We start from the raw sequence: 17,994 nt of genomic DNA, 5'->3' as shown, positions 1-17,994 counted from the left end.
GTTTGGAATCGTGTGAATCCGTCCATACTGATTGCTAAAGAGAGAAGATCAGTATAGAGGGAGACGGATAACGATGAAACGGATCATGTTAATGGCATTTACCCTGTTTATGTTAATGATGAGCTGGGAGGGGCAGCTTACTTCGGCTAATGTGTTGGATAATGGGCCGATCCCTCAGGAATCCGTTCGCTTGCGCATTATTGCGAACAGCGATTCTGTCCAAGATCAATGGTTAAAACGAGAAGTCAGAGATGCGATTATCGCTCAGATGAATACGTGGGCGGATGATATCGAGTCTTTGGAGGAAGCGGAGCAAGTGATTCAATCACAATTGCCTGTCCTTCAACAAGTCGTAGACAAGACGATCAAGGAACGTGGTTTTTCGTACAAAGCTGTAGTCGATTTCGGACAAGTCCCTTTTCCGACGAAGCTGTATGGCTCCTATGTGTATCCTGCGGGTAATTACCGAGCGGTCCGTGTACAAATTGGAGAAGCAAAAGGTCAAAATTGGTGGTGTGTCCTTTTCCCGCCGCTCTGCTTTATTGACATGTCCAATGGCGATGCTGTACAAGCCGAGCCAACTCCAGAACCTGAAGAATCAGAGCAAACGACTGCATCCATATCCGAGCAGGAAGAAGACTACGATCGATTGGATAGAAGGCAAGTAGCGGTCTTAACCCCAGAAGAAAACGAAGTAGGGCTACATTCCGAAACAAATAAGGTGGACGCTGAGCAAACAAAAGTAGAGGCAGAAGAGTCCGAAGAGGTAGAAAAAGTAGAAGAAGTAGAAGAAGCAACTGCCTCTGCTCCTGAAGTAGAAGTACGATTTTACTTATGGGAAAAAATCGAGAGCTGGCTCTCCTAAGCTGGACATAAAAACGACACCCGCCGCATGTGCAGGTGTCGTTTTGAATTGTTATGCTTACTTTTTGAACAAAGCCTCACGAATCTCAGGCTTCAACAGATTTTGGTAACGTTGAGCAGGGATCGCGAACTCTGGCATTCCTGCTGCATAAGCGGCAATTTCGTATTGACCAAAATGAATGACCAGGTTGCCATCTTTAAAGGAGAAGCCTTGGTCCTCTCTGATGCTTTCGAATGCATCGTAAGGGTTAAAGCCATCCGCCTCGGTTTTTGCTTTGATTTGTTGGGAAATGATTTGATTGAGAATAGGACGGTAGTAATAGCCAGGCTGGAACAGGTCAGCCAGCTTCAGCTCTTTTGCCTTGGCTTGATTATCGATAGTGTAATACGTAACATCCGTCATGCCATGTGCTCCGCCTGTATAAATGTATGTCTGTACGGAGAAAGAAACGAGCTTGCCAGCATTGTGTACCTCATAGGAGATGTCGAGGGCATGAGGGCGTGGTTCCCATCCGTGTTTTTTCGCTTCTGCCGCATCTTCTTTGCCGGCTTTTTGCCCTTCCGCCAAGCCTGTTTGCGCTTCTTTCAACAGAGTAGCGTTCAATTTTGCTTCAAAAGCTTTATCCTTCATCCCGCTAATTACCGGGATCGACACTTTACCTTCAAATTCCTTCGTATTGACCGTAATCGTTTTCGGTGTGAACACGACACCGTTAGCTTGTGGCTTTGGCGCTTGTACAGCAGGTTTTGTGGAGGTTGCAGGTGCAGCAGGTGCTGCAAATACTGGAGCAGCGACGGCTGTTAACAATACAGCTGTGCCAAGCAGGCTGGAAGCTAAGGATTTAAAAGATGACATTTCTTTCACGGTCCTTTCGATAAAGGGAAAGTTATTGTTTTGTTTTCGTGTTCATTCTACTACAAGGCTAAGACGGATGAAGTTAAGAAAAGGTAACAATGTTCCGTTTTCCACGCTGTTCAGAAAAGTTATTCACAAGTTACCCACAGCCTGTTGAAAACTTTTTGGAGCACATCTATACTTAAGGCACTCCTTACAAAGAAACGAGCTTGAGAAAGGAATTTTTAACGATGGAAATGAATTTTGTGACAAAAGTCTGGTCTGTGGATAACGATGTGGAAAATCAGCATAGTTGTGCACAGATTGTGGATGCAGCCCGTTTTCTTCAAGAAGGGGCAGTTGTTGCGTTTCCCACGGAGACGGTTTACGGCTTGGGAGCGAATGCATTATTAAATGAAGCAGTGGAAAAAATATTTACAGCAAAAGGTAGACCCAGCGATAATCCGCTGATTGTACATATTGGAGCATGGGACCAGTTGTCTACGGTAGCAAGTGAGGTTCCGGAGAAAGCGAAAAAGCTGATGGAGGCGTTTTGGCCAGGTCCCTTGACGGTGATTTTGCCAAAAACGGATCAGGTAGCTTCGCTGGTAACGGCAGGGCTGGATTCAGTCGGGGTTCGCATGCCTGACCATCCGATTGCCTTGGCGTTGATCAAGGAAGCAGGAGTGCCGATTGCAGCACCGAGTGCCAATCGCTCTGGTCGTCCGAGTCCAACGACAGCCGCGCATGTATTGGCTGATTTGGATGGACGAGTAGCAGGTGTGGTCGATGGTGGGGCAACAGGTGTTGGGGTAGAGTCTACTGTTATTGATGTTACGCAGGACCCACCCATGATTCTGCGCCCAGGCGGAATCACCCGAGAGCAAATGGAACCAGTGATTGGCTACGTAGAGCTAGACCCTTCTTTTCAAGTGGGAGCAGCCGAGGCACCGCGCTCTCCCGGGATGAAATATACCCACTACGCCCCTGAAGGTGAAATGTGGTTAGTGTCAGGAGAGAGTGAAAAAGTTCGGGCGAAAATGGAAGATATGCTGCAACAGGCGAAGCAGCACGGTCAAAAAACGGGAGTGCTGGCAACGGAAGAAACAGCTCCCTTTTGGCAAAGCCACACGGCGGCAGATGTCGTTCTTGTGGTCGGATCTCAAGCGGATCTGGAAGTAGTTGCCCAACAGCTGTATGCAGTGCTACGAGAATTCGACGATCAAGAAGTGCAGTATATTGTCGGTGAGACTTTCCCGCGAAACGGGTTGGGTATGGCTGTGATGAATCGATTGGAAAAAGCTGCTGGAGGCCGTGTCTTGTCCATGTAAACCTGTCCTAAACTCCCCCTTGTTCGCATAAGGTGAAGAGACGGGAGGGGAGCTACTTGGATCAGGTGTTATTCCAATGGGGGCAATTTTTGACCTTGCTCATTATTGCTTTCGCCTTAAGCATGGATGCCTTTTCGTTGGGAATTGGCGTAGGAATGGTTGGGATTCGATTACGAGAGATTATCAAAGTAAGTATCACCATCGGACTGTTTCATATTATGATGCCGATCATCGGGATTGTCGTTGGAGCGTATTTGTCCGATTTGGTTGGAGATATAGCCGTGTTTATTGGCGGCGGAGTCCTGATGATCATCGGCTTGCATATGCTATGGAATGGTTTCATTCAAGGGGATCAAAAAAGTGTTTTGAAGACAAAAGGGTTCGGACTGATGCTCTTCGCATTAAGTGTCAGCCTGGATGCTTTCACTGTCGGCTTCTCGTTCGGCTTGATCGAGGTCAACAGATTTTTGGCCATCTCCCTTTTTGGAATCATGGGTGCCACCATGTCCTACTTCGGTTTATTGTTAGGCAGGAGTGTGGGAGGGTGGCTTGGGGATTATAGCGAATTAATAGGCGGACTTATTTTGTTTGGTTTTGGGTTAAAATTTATGATATAACCGACTAATTAATAGGAGAGGAGGAACGATACGTGAAACGGATACTTTTCGTCTGTACGGGAAATACGTGCCGAAGCCCAATGGCAGAAGCGATGTTTCGTGCGAAGACAGACGGGCAGGGGTTTGAAATACGCTCAGCTGGAGTGGCGGCATTCGCCGGTCAAGATGCCTCCTTGCACGCCAAACAAGTATTAGATGAGCGAGGAATTGCCCACGATCATAAGGCCAGCAAGGTTGACGAAGGGCTGATTGAATGGTCTGATGTCATTTTGACGATGACGCACGGTCACAAGCGCGCGATCTTGACGTATTTCCCCTCAGTGGCTGAAAAGGTGCATACCCTGCAAGAGTTCGTTGGGATAGAAGGCTTCAGTGATATTGCAGATCCGTATGGGGGATCACTGATGGATTATCGCAGGTGTGCCGATGAAATCGATGAGTCACTCCAAAGGCTCTCCATGATACTCAAGGACCCGGGTCTTCGTAAATCAGTGGATGAATAAGGTGCTGGTGTATAGCCAGGGCCTTGTTTTTTGCGAGAGTACGAACGATTTTTAGTGATTTCATAAAAATGTTCACTTTTTACTTATCGTTTTTTGATGTATACTAGACGAAGATTATGAGACAAGCGAGGGATGACAGATGAAAGTAGCACTTGCTGCTGATCACGGTGGATACAAGCTAAAAGAGGAGATCAAGACTCTGCTGGCCTCCATGAACATCCAGACGGAAGACTTCGGCTGCACCTGCGAGGAATCGGTTGATTATCCCGATTATGCTTTGCCAGTAGCGGAAAAGGTGGCAGCGGGGGAGTTTGATCGAGGCATTCTCGTTTGCGGAACAGGTATCGGCATGTCGATCGCGGCCAACAAGGTTCCCGGCATACGTTGTGCACTTGTGCATGATACGTTTTCTGCACGAGCTACCCGTGAGCATAACAACACCAATGTGTTGGCGATGGGGGAGCGGGTCATTGGACCGGGTCTTGCGCTTGATATCGTGAAAATTTGGTTGGAAACAGAGTTTCAAGGTGGTCGCCACGAGCGCCGTGTGGAAAAGATTTCCCAAATTGAAGCGAAGCATGCGGGAGTGAAGTAAGTGGATTTATCCGCTATCGAAACACAAATCAGTGAAATTGTCGAAGAAGTAGCCGATTTGGCAGAGCTGAGGTCCGGACAACTCATGGTGATCGGCTGCAGTACCAGCGAAGTACTTGGGGAGCATATCGGTAAAGCTGGCAGCCAAGATGTTGCAAAAGCTCTGTATCGTGGGATCCAATCTGTTGCAGAGAAGCGCGGCTTTGCTGTTGCCTTTCAATGTTGTGAACATTTGAACAGGGCTCTGGTCGTCGAGCGCGATGTTGCATTGCGATACGGACTGGAAGAGGTCTCGGTTGTTCCGGTTCCAACTGCTGGAGGCTCTATGGCCGCGCATGCATTTACACAATTCTCGGATGCAGCCGTTGTAGAGCAAATCCGTGCGCATGCAGGCATTGATATCGGCCATACGCTTATCGGCATGCATTTGAAGCATGTGGCAGTGCCGGTGCGTCCGACACAGCGACTCGTTGGACAAGCACATGTTACAGCAGCACGAACGCGTCCCAAGCTAATTGGCGGGCCGCGTGCCGTGTATGAGAAGACACCACCGAATGAAAGCTGTACCTAAAAAGAATGTGGGACAAGCCCACTTTTTGATCACGAACTTTTAAGGAGGAGAAACTATTATGCTAGATTTTTTGCGTAAACAAGACCCGCAAGTACTGGAAGCCGTTCAATTGGAGCTCGGAAGACAACGCGACAAGATTGAGCTGATTGCCTCTGAGAACTTCGTAAGCCGCGCAGTCATGGAAGCAATGGGAACCGTATTGACGAACAAATATGCAGAAGGATATCCAGGCCGCCGCTATTACGGTGGTTGCGAGTATGTGGATATCGTGGAAAACATCGCGCGCGACCGCGTAAAAGAACTTTTCGGCGCTGAGCATGCAAACGTACAACCACACTCCGGTGCTCAGGCAAACATGGCTGTATACTTCACTATTCTTCAGCCAGGCGATACCGTACTGGGAATGAACCTGTCCCACGGTGGTCACTTGACGCATGGTAGTGCAGTGAACTTCTCCGGTACGCTGTACAATTTCGTTGATTACGGTGTAGACGAAAACTCTCACCTGATCAACTATGAAGATGTTCGTGCAAAAGCGTTGGAGCACAAGCCAAAGCTGATTGTTGCTGGTGCGAGTGCTTATCCGCGTACGATTGATTTTGCCAAGTTCCGTGAAATCGCGGATGAAGTGGGCGCGTACTTCATGGTGGACATGGCGCACATCGCTGGTCTGGTTGCGGCAGGTCTGCATCCAAATCCAGTACCGCACGCGCATTTCGTTACTTCTACAACGCACAAGACTTTGCGTGGACCACGCGGCGGTTTGATTTTGTGCAAAGAAGAATTTGCGAAAGGCATCGACAAATCCGTGTTCCCAGGCGTTCAAGGTGGTCCATTGATGCATGTCATCGCAGCGAAAGCAGTTGCCTTCGGCGAAAACCTGCAACCAGACTTCAAGGATTATGCAGCTCGCATCATTAAGAATGCACGTGCATTTGCTGAAGCGCTGACTGCTGAAGGTCTGACTCTCGTTTCCGGCGGAACGGATAACCACCTCGTATTGGTTGATGTAAGCAAAATCGGCCTGACAGGTAAAGTAGCCGAGCATCTGTTGGACGAAGTAAGCATTACTACGAACAAAAATACGATTCCTTACGATACACAAAGCCCGTTTGTCACAAGCGGAGTGCGCATGGGTACGCCAGCAGTAACAAGCCGCGGTTTTGATGAGGAAGCAATGAAAGAAGTAGCAGCAATTATCGCTCTGACATTGAAAAACCCAGAGGATGCTGCGAAGCACGAGGAAGCACGCCAACGTGTGGCAGCTTTGTGCCAACGTTTCCCGATGTACGAAGGCTTGAATATCTAATCAAGGCAACGAGAAGCAGACCCCGTGGAATTTTTCCCATACGGGTCTGCTTTTTTTCCACTTCTCAGCTGTTGACAGGGATCAAGGATGCGAAAAAAGTGCGAAGATTAGGCAAATTGACGACGCCACTCTCACCAGCTATTATAGAAAGGATGTATTGATAGGGAAACGGAGGAAATGACATGAGCCGTGTATATGTGTTTGACCATCCGCTGATTCAGCATAAAGTTACGTATATTCGTGACAAGAATACAGGGACCAAGGAATTTCGCGAACTGGTAGATGAAGTGACCACTCTGATGGGCTATGAAATTACCCGTGATATGCCGTTGGAGGAAACCACCATCGAAACGCCAGTGGCTACCTGTCAGTCGAATGTAATTGCCGGTAAAAAAGTAGGGCTGGTACCGATTCTGCGCGCTGGTCTTGGTATGGTGGATGGCCTGATGAGGCTGATCCCTGCTGCCAAAGTAGGACACGTAGGTCTTTACCGTGATCCGGAAACCCTGCAGCCTGTTGAGTATTATGTGAAACTGCCATCTGATGTTGCTGAACGTGAGTTGATCGTGACTGACCCGATGCTGGCGACTGGTGGCTCTGCTGTTGCCGCTATTACCGCTTTGAAAAAACGTGGAGCGAAAAACTTGAAGCTGATGTGCCTTATCGCTGCTCCAGAAGGCATCAAGCTGGTTCAGGACGAGCATCCTGATGTAGATATTTACGTAGCAGCTGTTGATGAATATTTAAACGACCATGGATACATCGTGCCCGGCTTGGGCGATGCGGGTGACCGCTTGTACGGCACGAAGTAGTCGGAGAGGGAAAAACGGATGAAAACTGTAAAAGTAATGACGGTATTCGGCACACGTCCGGAAGCGATCAAAATGGCGCCGCTTGTCCATGAATTGAACAAGCACAGCGAACAGATCGAATCGGTCGTTTGCGTGACTGCCCAACATCGTCAAATGCTCGATCAGGTTTTGGACATTTTTGATATTCAACCAGACATTGATTTGAACATCATGAAGGATCGCCAAACGCTGGTGGGTGTGACCACTCGCGCATTGGAGAGTCTGGATGAAACAATGAAGGAAGTAAAACCGGACATTGTCCTCGTACACGGGGATACGACAACCACCTTTGTTGCGAGTCTGGCTGCTTTTTATAATCAAGTCGCGATCGGACATGTGGAAGCGGGCTTGCGCACTTGGGATAAGTACTCGCCGTTCCCGGAAGAAATGAACCGTCAGTTGACAGGTGTAATGGCTGACCTTCACTTCTCTCCGACAGATGGATCGGCTGACAATCTTCGTCGCGAAGCAAAGCCGGAAAAGAGCATCTACGTGACAGGAAACACAGCGATTGACGCGCTGAAAACAACGGTTAGCGAGGATTACACGCATCCGGTGCTTGATCGCGTAGCTGGTCAAAAGCTGGTGCTGATGACGGCACACCGCCGCGAAAATTTGGGCGAGCCGATGCGCCGAATTTTCCGTGCAGTTCGAAGACTGGTGGATGAACATCCTGAGATTGCTGTTGTGTATCCGGTTCACTTGAATCCGGCCGTACAAGAAGTGGCGCAGGAGATTCTCGGAAACCACGATCGCATTTCGTTGATCGAACCAATGGATGCACTTGATTTCCACAACTTCGCTCGTCGTGCCCATCTCATCCTGACCGATTCTGGCGGGGTGCAGGAGGAAGCGCCATCTCTTGGCGTACCAGTCTTGGTTTTGCGCGATACGACAGAACGTCCTGAGGGTATTGAAGCAGGCACGTTGAAGCTCGTGGGAACCGAAGAAGAGCAAGTTTATGCAATGGCAAAAGAACTGCTGACCAATCAAGCGGCATACGATGCAATGGCGCACGCTGTCAACCCATACGGGGATGGCGAGGCTTCCCGTCGTATCGTAGAAGCAATCCTCTATCATTTTGGTTTGCGAGCTGAAAAACCGGAGCCTTTCCAACCAGGTCAGTAACATACAGCTAGGAAAACCCGCCAGGTACCGTTCGTCAAAACCAGGCGGGTTTCTTGTTGGAAGCGGGAAATTTTTGTTTCGAAGACTGACGATTTGGTATGTTTTTCTAATAGAGAATCGAGAGAATTGGCGAAACTATCCATGACCTTTTGCGTCTAATATTTAGTTGCTGAGATAGAAAGACAGAGTTTGGAATACGGAGAGGAGTTACCAACATGAGAGCGCAAAGGATAGTGACGCTGCTCACGGCCACGACCATGGCCTGGGGAGCTTTTGTTCCGTTTGTGCCGTTTGCGACCAATGTCGCACACGCCAGAGCGGAAACCAGTGCATTGAATATGATGTGGCAAACCCCAATTGGTGAGGGGACCACTTTGCAGAAATATACGAAATCATTTGCCAACCAAGTAGTCACGATCATGGTGACCAAGGTTGATCTGAACAATCCTTACGTTGAGGTCAAACCGGTATACGGAACGAATGGCAAGCTGACAGACAGGCAGACGGTTACACAAATGGCGCGTGAAACCGGAGCTGTAGCAGCGATCAATGCCGACTTTTTTAACATGTCGAAGCGGGGAGCGCCGTTTGGTATTGTCATGAAAGACGATGAACTCATTTCTTCCATGGGCTTGGTCTCCTACTGGTACGCCCTAGGCTTGACCGGAGACAAGATGGCTATCGTCGATAAGTTTGGTTTTGGCGGTAAGGTTACTGCTCCTAATGGCGCTACCTATTCGATTCAGGGTGTCAATAAGGAAGAGTACAACCCGAGTGACGGACGAAAGAGTCACCAGAACCAGCTGAACGTCTATACCCCTTCCTTTGGCAAAACCAGCTTAGGGACGATATCGGGCTACAAAGATGTCGTCGAGATTCTGTTTGTAGACAACGTAGCCAAGGAAGTTCGTGTGAATCAACCTGGCGTATACATACCTTACAACGGCTATGTCCTTTGGGGACATGGAGCAGCAGGAGCATTTCTCAAACAAAACTTCCCAGTAGGCGCTACTGCAACAGTTGAGTATCAAACGACACCGCAAACACTCGATTTAAACCATGCGGTGGGTGGTAATGTCCTTTTAGTCAATCAAGGGAAAGCACTGTCGTCCTTTCAGGCGGACAAGTCCATCACGAACAAAACGGCGCGTACAGCGGTCGGTGTTTCCCAGGACGGGAAGACCTTGTACATGGTCACAATCGATGCGAGCCAAGGTGTTTATTTGGACGAACTGGCAAAAATCATGGCGGAGCTCGGCTCTTATCGGGCTGTAAACTTTGACGGTGGCGGCTCTACGACCATGTCAGCTCGCATGCTGGGTGAGACACACGCGAATCTGTCGAATAAGCCGAGTGGCGGTGCTGAGCGTCGAGTGCCTACTGGACTGGCCGTATACAACACGGCACCTGCTGGAGAATTGAGAGGCTTCCAAATCGATGTACCAGCAGATGTGCTTATCGGACAATCTATCCCGCTCAGCGCATCCAAAGGTTATGACGTTCATTACCAGCCGTATGCGATCAATGCAGGCGATGTGAGCTGGGATGCTAGTCAGTCCGAAGCAGGAACCGTAAATGGCAAGCACTTCACACCAGCTCGTTCCGGCAAGATCACTTTGACTGCGCGACTGGGCAATGTGACGCAAAATAAAGACATTCAAGTCATTTCCGGCAATGATGTCCAGCAAATCGTCGTTTCCCCGAATCCAATTACGATTGCACCGGGACAATCCCTTAATCTCGATGTCAAAATCAAAACGAAGAAGGGCTCTACCGTACAAGCGACGCCACTTAGCGTAAAAACGAGTGTCGATTCTTCTGTAGCGACGATTAACGACAATCTGCAACTGGTAGCAGGCAATGAGCCAGGCACCGGAAACCTGACGATTACGTATGATGGCGTGGCGACAACCGTACCATTTGCCGTCGGACAATTTGAACAGCCATGGCTCACCTTTGATAATCAGGCTGGCTTGTACCATGCAGCAAATCCAACCAGCATCAGTTCCGCAGGTTCGTTCGCGCTTGTCTCCGATCAGACATTCCGCACGAAAAAGGCAGCGAAGCTGGTGTATAACTTCTCTGGAGCTCCAGCAAACAACATGCGGATTTCGTACGGCGTTATGGGAGCGAAGCCTGTGACCATTCCTGGCAAGCCGCTCGGATTGGGCTTGTGGGTCAATGGTGACAACAGCGGACATTGGCTCCGTGCAGAAGTAGTCGATGCAAACGGCAAGCCGGTCTACCTCGATCTGGCAAAAGAGATCAATTGGACAGGCTGGAAGCAGGTCAAAGGCTACTTCCCAAGCAATGTTGCGTATCCGTTGCAACTGAAGAGTGTGTATGTCGTTGACCAAGCCAATGATGGTATTACACACGACAAAGGGACACTGTACTTCGACGAATTCTCGCTCCTCTTGGGCAACCAGACAGGTCAACCGAGCGATGCGGCCGTTGTCCCTGAACTGCCAGGCAGCATGTCACTCGGAGCGGAGCTCGATCTCCATTATTCCTTTGAAAATACTGCATCTTACCTGGATAGTGCGCTGATTGATGTGGAGTCGATCGTGACCCAGCCAATGCCAGGTTATGTGCCTGCTGATTATTCGTTTGCGATTAAGCCGGGCGAACTAAAAGCAGGACAAGAGGACGCGATTTCGACTTCTTCGATTAAGTTGACCTTGGCACCGAAGCAATGGCTCGCTGGAAAAGGCGTTGGACTCTTGTATGTAAACGAAGTAAACAATACATTGGATCCGCTTATGGGAACCGTGAATGCACAAGGTCAGTGGGTATATGAAGTCAACAGCTACGGCAAGTATATTCCGTACTACCTGGACAATGCAGGCACGAGCAGCGCTGGATTCACAGATATTGCAAAGCATTCAGCCAAGGCAGAAATCACGTATATGGCGGAAAAGGGCTACGTGAAGGGTTTGACGGAGACGACGTTCGGTCCAGAGGTTTCCTTGACAAGAGCACAATTCGTCACACTGCTCGCGCGCACTTTTGAATGGGAGCTCCCTTCCTCACCAAAGCTGAATTTCAAGGATAAGGTGCCTTCCTACGCGCAAGGTGCCGTACAGGTTGCTGTTTCCAAAGGCCTGGTGAAGGGGTATAACGATAACACCTTCCGTCCGGATCAGCCGGTGACTCGTGCAGAGGCCGCAGTCATTCTCGATCGCCTCGTGAATAAAAAGGGAGCGACGAAAACGGTCTCTGATAAAGGGACCTGGCCATCCTGGGCATCTACATCCATCAACAACATGGTCGGACTCGGTCTGATTGATCCAGTCGGAGGAAATTATCAGCCGAATAAATCGACGACAAGAGCAGTTTGTGTCGTAGCGCTATATCGCATCCTGCATCAAACCAAATAAAATGGCAGTAGGAAAGGTCAAGCTTCTCTAGCGGAGAGGAGCTTGACCTTTTTCTTTTCCCAAGGCGAAGAAAAAAGCTTTGCCAAAATGAGTTAACCATTTTAAAATAACGGTTAACAAATATATGTTAACCAAGGTTGTGATTTGGTTGTTAAATAATTATGCAGAGCTCTCCGCCAAAAACAAGCAATACGTTTGGCATCCCTTCACCCAGATGAAAGACTACGTCGCACAGGAGCCGTTGATTATTGCGAGAGGAGAAGGGATCAAGCTGTTCGATGTGAACGGCAAGGCTTACTACGACGGTTTTTCCTCTGTGTGGTTGAACGTCCATGGCCACAACGTTCCCGAGCTGAATCAAGCGATCACGGAGCAGCTCGACCAGATCGCCCATTCTACCTTGCTGGGCATGGCAAATGTGCCATCCATTCTATTGGCAGAACAGCTGATCCACCTTGCGCCAAGAGGATTGAGCAAAGTCTTTTACTCTGACAACGGGGCAACAGCGGTCGAAATCTCACTGAAAATGGCGTTCCAATACTGGCAAAATCGCGGGCAGACCGGCAAGCATTCGTTTATCACAATGAACAATGCCTATCACGGGGATACGATCGGAGCTACCAGTGTTGGAGCCATTCCTCTCTACCATCAGGTCTACAAACCGCTCCTCTTTTCTCCACATGTCATTCCATACCCGTATCCATACAGGCAAGGCGGCGAAGAAGCAGCCGTGCAGGCCACATTGAGCAATCTGGAAAGTTTGCTGAAGGAAAGAGCTCATGAGATTGCGGCGATGATCGTGGAGCCTGTCGTGCAGGGAGCAAGCGGCATGATTATCATGCCGGATGGATGCTTGAAAAAGATTGCGGAGCTGTTGCGCGCCCATGATGTACTCTTGATCGCAGACGAAGTAGCGACAGGCTTTGGACGCACGGGCAAAATGTTCGCTTGTGAGCATGATGGGGTCGTGCCAGACATCATGGCAGTTGCAAAAGGGCTTACGGGAGGGTATTTGCCTGTAGCGGCTACGTTAGTAACCGAGCAGATTTACGATGCCTTTTTCGCCGACTATGAGGAACAGAAAACTTTTTTCCACGGACATTCGTTCACGGGAAATCCACTTGGCTGTGCAGTTGCCCTCGCCAACCTGCGGCTGATGGAGGAGCGCGGAATTGTTCAACAAGTAGCACAAAAAGCAAGCGATCTGGAGCAATTGCTAGCGCCACTGTACGACCTGCCCCATGTAGGAGATATCCGGCAAAAAGGCTTGATGGCGGGAATCGAGCTGATTCTGGAAAAAGAGACCAAGGAGCCCTATCACTGGAATGAGCGGATCGGTGTGCGTGTCTGTCAGGTAGCGAGAGAAAAAGGACTTCTGACACGACCGTTGGGCAACATCATCGTTTTCATCCCGCCGCTCGTATCTACAATCGAAGAATTGACTGACATGGTTCGGATTTTGACTGAATCGATTCAGGATGTAACCACAGGTAATGCGGAGGAGTGATTGACATGTCTGATCGACCCTTTTCCGGATTGTTCATCACTGGAACAGATACAGGGGTAGGCAAAACGGTTGTGACCGCCGGAATCGCATCCGTGTTGCGTGAGACCGGAGTGGATATAGGGGTTTGGAAGCCAGTCCAGTCAGGAGCACGAGCGCATGATGAAAACAGTGACGCTAGGCACTTGAGATTGTGGAGCGGAGTGCCTGATTCGTGTGAGGAGATAGCCCCGCTCTGTTTTGAGGCACCGCTTACCCCTCTTCTGGCTGCTGAAGCAGAGGGGAAAAGCTTGACCATGGAGGAAGTAATCGCTGCAGGGCGACCTCTGATGGAACGTTATCCGGCACTCCTTGTCGAAGGAGCCGGTGGTCTGATTGTTCCATTGACTCGAACCGAAACGATGGCCGATCTCGCTGTTCGATTGAATCTGCCCATGCTCATCGTGGCTCGGGCCGGGCTCGGCACGATTAACCATACACTCTTGTCTGTGTGGTATGCACGGGAACTCGGGATCGAGGTGGTAGGTGTCATCCTGAATCAAATCAACTCAGCCGGTATCACTGATGAGAGTGTCAAAACAAACGCGAGCATGATCGAGAGCTATGGAGGAGTTCCCGTATGGGGCGTACTTCCGTGGATAAAACAACCGTTAGAGCGCCAGCAGCTGACACAGCTGATCCAAGAATGTGTAGACATCGGACAGTTGTGTCAGTGGAGCCATAAATAATAAAAAAGAGGAGACGAGAAAATGGAGCAAAGCACCTGTCTGGATTGGAAGGGATACTCTTCTAAAGCGATTGGTAAAGAACTGCTTACGCAGGAAGAGGCAATGAACGTGTTGCAAGCGTCAGATGATGAGCTGCTGCTGGTCATGAACGAAGCTTTTCGCGTCAGAAAGCACTTTTTCGGGAAAAAGGTCAAACTGAACATGATCATCAACGCCAAGAGCGGCCTATGCCCGGAGGATTGCGGTTACTGCTCGCAATCGATTGTTTCGAATGCTCCGGTATCCAAGTACACGATGCTGGACAAGGAGACATTGCTCGCAGGTGCGCGAGAAGCCATGAATCGACAAGCAGGTACATACTGTATCGTCGCCTCAGGACGTGGTCCCACTGAAAAAGAGCTGGGGCAGGTCATAGAGGCGGTCAAAGAAATCCGTGAGACGATGCCACTGAAAATTTGTGCTTGCTTAGGGATATTAAGCGACGAACAAGCAACCCGCCTAAAAGATTCAGGCGTCCACCGCTACAACCATAATCTCAATACGAGTCGCAACCATTACGAATCGATTACGACGACGCACACGTACGATCAACGTGTACAGACTGTAGACACCGTGAAAAGAGCAGGGATGTCACCATGCGCAGGCGTGATCATCGGCATGGGGGAGAGTGATGAGGAGATCGTCGATATGGCATTTGCCCTTCGCAATCTCGACGCAGATTCTATTCCGATCAATTTTTTAAATGCGATTCCAGGAACCCCGTTGGAGGATAAAGGACGCACTCCAGCAATGAAGGCTCTACGTGTTCTCGCCTTGTTCCGATTTATTTGCCCAGACAAAGAAATTCGCGTTGCAGGTGGTCGCGAAGTGAATTTGCGTACCTTGCAGCCGCTCTCCTTGTATGCGGCTAACTCATTGTTCGTGGGCGACTATTTGACGACGCCCGGGCAGGAAATCACGACAGACCATCAGATGATTGAAGACCTCGGGTTTGAAATCGAGCTGTGTGCGCTGTAGGACAGTAGGTCTGCCATGAACAAACGGTACGCATGGTTGGAAGAAGAATATGATTCGCTGCGGAAACAATCGCTGGCAAGAGAATGGAACACCGTAGAATCAGCCAGTGATCGCGTAGGCACGTGGATTCAAGTCGAAGGGAAACCATTATTAAACCTGTCATCGAACAACTATTTGGGCTTCGCCCACGATCAACGAATCGTGGAAGCTGGCAAGAAGGCGGCAGAGGAGTGGGGGGCAGGAGCAACTGCCTCTCGTCTCGTCCATGGCAACTACGCTTTGTACGACGAACTGGAAAAGCAACTGGCGGTGTGGAAGCAGAGAGAAGGCGCGCTTGTCTTTGCAAACGGCTATCAGGCAAATACGGGGGTAATTGCAGCGCTTGCCGGAAGGGGCGACGCTGTTTTTAGTGATCGGTTGAATCACGCCAGCATCGTCGATGGGATCGTGCTCAGTCGGGCGGAGCATTTTCGATACAGACATAACGATATGGAGCATCTGGAATTTTTGCTGAAAAAGCATCAGGATGCAAGACGGAAGTGGATTGTCACGGACAGCATATTCTCCATGGACGGAGATAAAGCTCCTCTTCTTGAATTGGTACAACTGCGAGACCGCTACAATGCCATGCTGATGGTTGACGAAGCCCATGCAGGGGGAGTGCGTGGTGAAGAAGGGCAGGGTTTATGCCATGAACTGGGCATCTCTGGACAAGTCGATGTTTTGATGGGAACCTTTAGCAAGGCATTTGGTGTATATGGTGCATACGTATGTGCAGATGAGATCATCATTCGTTATTTGATGACGAAAGCACGCTCGCTGGTGTATTCGACCGCCCTGCCCCCTGCTGTGATTGGCTCGAATCTGGCGGCCTTGTCTTTGGTGCAGAAGGAGTCTTGGCGCAGAAGTGCGGTGAGGCAAAATGCGTTCATGTTTCGCCAGTTGCTTCGCTCACATGGGTTTACTGTAGACGAAGAAGATACACCAATTATCCCGCTCACGTTAGGAGAGAATGAATGGACGTTGCAATTTAGCAAAAGGCTTCGGCAGCGAGGGATTGCAGCGGTTGCCATTCGACCACCAACTGTGCCAGCAGGAACCGCCCGTATCCGTTTTACGGTGATGGCTGAGCATAAGCGCGAGGAGCTGGAGTGGGCTTGCGAACAAGTGATGGAAATCAGGAACGAGCTTCAAAGGGAGGGACGGTAACGTGAGAAAAGTGATGTTGTGGCTAACAGGCTGGGGGATGTCGGATGGCTCTTGGGATGCAGTACGCTCACAATTTCCTTCCTATGAGCATATCACTCCCGATTTTTCGGACGTCGCTGCGCCCATGCAATTTTTCGAGAAGGTAGAGGGGGAAGTTCGCTCTCTTTCGGGCCAGGAGCTGATTGTAGTGGGGTGGTCTATGGGAGGGATGCTCGGAATACGTCTCGCTGCTCAGTACCCAGTCTCAGGACTTGTTCTGATAGGCACCACAGCACGCTTTATCTGCGAACAGCCTGCCCTTCGCCAAGGGTGGCATCCTGTTGTTTTGCAAAGGATGAAAAGGCAGCTTTCCGTAGCACGCGAGCGGGTGATGGACGCATTTGTCGAACAGATGCTAACACCAGGTGAGCGCGAGCAAACAGGTCTGCATGTGGGATTGGACAGCCAGAAGTGGAGTACGGCGGCGTTGATTGCGGGCTTGACCTATTTAGAAGAAGAGGATTGCCGTCCGTTCCTGTCTTCCCTGGCATCTCCTACTCTCGTCATTCATGGAACAGAGGATGCTGTTTGTTTGCTCGCAGCCGGCGAAGAACTGGCGAGTAGTCTTGCAGGTGCCCATTTCGTGCAAATTCCTGATTGTGGTCATGCCCCGCATGTATTTGCTCCGGAGGTTGTAGGAGATTCGCTAAAGAGGATGGTGGAGCAGCTTGCAGAAAAGGACAATCAGTAGCCGATTCAGTGAGAAGGCTGCCTCATACGAAAAATACGCACTCGTGCAAAAGAAGATGGCCGATCATTTGAGTCAAATGATTACAGAAATAACGATCGAGAACGAGATGCGAAACATCCTGGAGATTGGCTGTGGGACAGGGGGATTAACCCGCGTCATTCGCAGCCATTTTTCTGATGCCCATTACGAAGTGGTAGAGATTGCGTCAGGCATGCTGGAGCAGGCGAAGAACAATCTAGAGCAGGGCGGCCTGAATTGCTCATTTTTTCATGCCGATGCCGAAGAATGGGTTTGGGAACAACCGGCGAAGTCAAAGGAATTGATGGTTTCAGGAGCGTGTTTTCAGTGGTTTGCCAAGCCAGCGCATACGCTAAAAGGACTGGGAAGAATCCTGAAGCCCGGAGCACCTTTGGTTTTTTCAACATTTGGCCCCGATACTTTTTGGGAGCTGCATGATTCGTTTGCGAATGCTCATGCGATTTTGGGGGAGAAGGGAGTACGCCATGGCTTGGAATTTCTCTCTGCACGTGATTGGTACGAGCTGTTGAAGCAAGCAGGGTTTACGGATATCGAGGTGATTAGGAAGTATGAACGGCTTACTTACCCGAGTGTAAGAGATTTTTTGCATGCCGTAAAAGCCGTGGGCGCCAGTGCAAGTAGGGAGCAGGGGAGCGGTCTTGGACGCAGAAAGCTGCTTGTAGAAATGATACGTCATTATGAGCAAACGCATAAAAGAGAAACGGGCATCCCTGTCACCTACGAAGTTATTTACGTTCGCGCGGTTTCATCCATGTAGTGTGCTTGAAATGATTTTTGCTATATA

17 protein-coding genes are annotated in these 17,994 nt (G+C 49.7%); 16 read left to right on the top strand and 1 reads right to left on the bottom strand.

Going from position 1 to position 17,994, the window contains the following annotated elements; genetic code table 11:
- Positions 1-73 precede the first annotated feature (73 nt).
- The gene (spoIIR, locus tag ACFYU8_RS16470) at positions 74-865 is read left to right on the top strand and encodes a stage II sporulation protein R (protein ID WP_390300811.1); all 792 of its coding nucleotides are present in this window, start codon (positions 74-76) and stop codon (positions 863-865) included.
- 57 nt (positions 866-922) lie between these two features.
- On the opposite strand, the gene ACFYU8_RS16465 is transcribed toward spoIIR, so the two are convergent.
- Positions 923-1,720 (bottom strand): DUF3298 and DUF4163 domain-containing protein, encoded by a 798-nt coding sequence (locus ACFYU8_RS16465; RefSeq protein WP_390300809.1) that lies wholly within the window; start codon positions 1,718-1,720, stop codon positions 923-925.
- A 230-nt stretch (positions 1,721-1,950) separates the two neighbouring features.
- Between ACFYU8_RS16465 and ACFYU8_RS16460 the strand changes: the two genes are divergently transcribed.
- The 15 genes from ACFYU8_RS16460 (at position 1,951) to bioC (ending at position 17,967) form a co-directional block, all read left to right on the top strand.
- On the top strand, positions 1,951-3,030 hold the full coding sequence (locus ACFYU8_RS16460) for an L-threonylcarbamoyladenylate synthase (RefSeq protein ID WP_390300807.1): 1,080 nt from the start codon (positions 1,951-1,953) through the stop codon (positions 3,028-3,030).
- A 56-nt stretch (positions 3,031-3,086) separates the two neighbouring features.
- Complete coding sequence (locus tag ACFYU8_RS16455; RefSeq protein WP_390300805.1) at positions 3,087-3,647, top strand: manganese efflux pump MntP; 561 nt, start codon at positions 3,087-3,089, stop codon at positions 3,645-3,647.
- 32 nt (positions 3,648-3,679) lie between these two features.
- Positions 3,680-4,150 (top strand): low molecular weight protein arginine phosphatase, encoded by a 471-nt coding sequence (locus tag ACFYU8_RS16450; protein WP_390300803.1) that lies wholly within the window; start codon positions 3,680-3,682, stop codon positions 4,148-4,150.
- Between the two features lie 139 nt (positions 4,151-4,289).
- Positions 4,290-4,745, top strand: coding sequence for a ribose 5-phosphate isomerase B (gene rpiB, locus ACFYU8_RS16445; protein WP_007725502.1), 456 nt, complete (start codon positions 4,290-4,292; stop codon positions 4,743-4,745).
- The gene (locus ACFYU8_RS16440) at positions 4,746-5,315 is read left to right on the top strand and encodes a TIGR01440 family protein (RefSeq protein ID WP_390300801.1); all 570 of its coding nucleotides are present in this window, start codon (positions 4,746-4,748) and stop codon (positions 5,313-5,315) included.
- Positions 5,316-5,373: 58 nt separating this feature from the next.
- Entirely contained in the window at positions 5,374-6,624 is a 1,251-nt protein-coding gene (locus ACFYU8_RS16435) for a serine hydroxymethyltransferase (RefSeq protein ID WP_390300799.1), read from the top strand.
- Positions 6,625-6,806: 182 nt separating this feature from the next.
- On the top strand, positions 6,807-7,436 hold the full coding sequence (upp, locus tag ACFYU8_RS16430) for a uracil phosphoribosyltransferase (protein WP_106839707.1): 630 nt from the start codon (positions 6,807-6,809) through the stop codon (positions 7,434-7,436).
- Between the two features lie 18 nt (positions 7,437-7,454).
- Complete coding sequence (gene wecB, locus ACFYU8_RS16425; protein WP_390300797.1) at positions 7,455-8,603, top strand: non-hydrolyzing UDP-N-acetylglucosamine 2-epimerase; 1,149 nt, start codon at positions 7,455-7,457, stop codon at positions 8,601-8,603.
- Positions 8,604-8,818: 215 nt separating this feature from the next.
- A complete protein-coding gene (locus ACFYU8_RS16420; protein ID WP_390300795.1) occupies positions 8,819-11,983 on the top strand; it encodes a phosphodiester glycosidase family protein in 3,165 nt (1,054 codons plus the stop codon).
- Positions 11,984-12,107: 124 nt separating this feature from the next.
- The gene (bioA, locus tag ACFYU8_RS16415; protein WP_390300793.1) at positions 12,108-13,490 is read left to right on the top strand and encodes an adenosylmethionine--8-amino-7-oxononanoate transaminase; all 1,383 of its coding nucleotides are present in this window, start codon (positions 12,108-12,110) and stop codon (positions 13,488-13,490) included.
- Between the two features lie 5 nt (positions 13,491-13,495).
- Positions 13,496-14,215: a dethiobiotin synthase gene (gene bioD / locus ACFYU8_RS16410; RefSeq protein WP_390300791.1), complete on the top strand. Its 720-nt coding sequence runs from the start codon at positions 13,496-13,498 to the stop codon at positions 14,213-14,215.
- A 21-nt stretch (positions 14,216-14,236) separates the two neighbouring features.
- The gene (bioB, locus tag ACFYU8_RS16405; protein WP_390300789.1) at positions 14,237-15,232 is read left to right on the top strand and encodes a biotin synthase BioB; all 996 of its coding nucleotides are present in this window, start codon (positions 14,237-14,239) and stop codon (positions 15,230-15,232) included.
- A gap of 15 nt (positions 15,233-15,247) precedes the next feature.
- Positions 15,248-16,441, top strand: a complete 1,194-nt coding sequence (bioF, locus tag ACFYU8_RS16400) for an 8-amino-7-oxononanoate synthase (RefSeq protein WP_390300787.1) — start codon at positions 15,248-15,250, stop codon at positions 16,439-16,441.
- A gap of 1 nt (position 16,442) precedes the next feature.
- Entirely contained in the window at positions 16,443-17,171 is a 729-nt protein-coding gene (locus ACFYU8_RS16395) for an alpha/beta fold hydrolase (protein WP_390300785.1), read from the top strand.
- On the top strand, positions 17,149-17,967 hold the full coding sequence (gene bioC / locus ACFYU8_RS16390; protein ID WP_390300783.1) for a malonyl-ACP O-methyltransferase BioC: 819 nt from the start codon (positions 17,149-17,151) through the stop codon (positions 17,965-17,967). Before ACFYU8_RS16395 ends, bioC begins: the two co-directional genes overlap by 23 nt.
- Positions 17,968-17,994 lie beyond the last annotated feature (27 nt).

Source organism: Brevibacillus sp. NPDC003359, from assembly GCF_042878995.1.
In the GTDB taxonomy this organism is placed as follows: Bacteria; Bacillota; Bacilli; order Brevibacillales; family Brevibacillaceae; genus Brevibacillus.
This window is presented reverse-complemented; position numbering and strand designations above follow the sequence as displayed.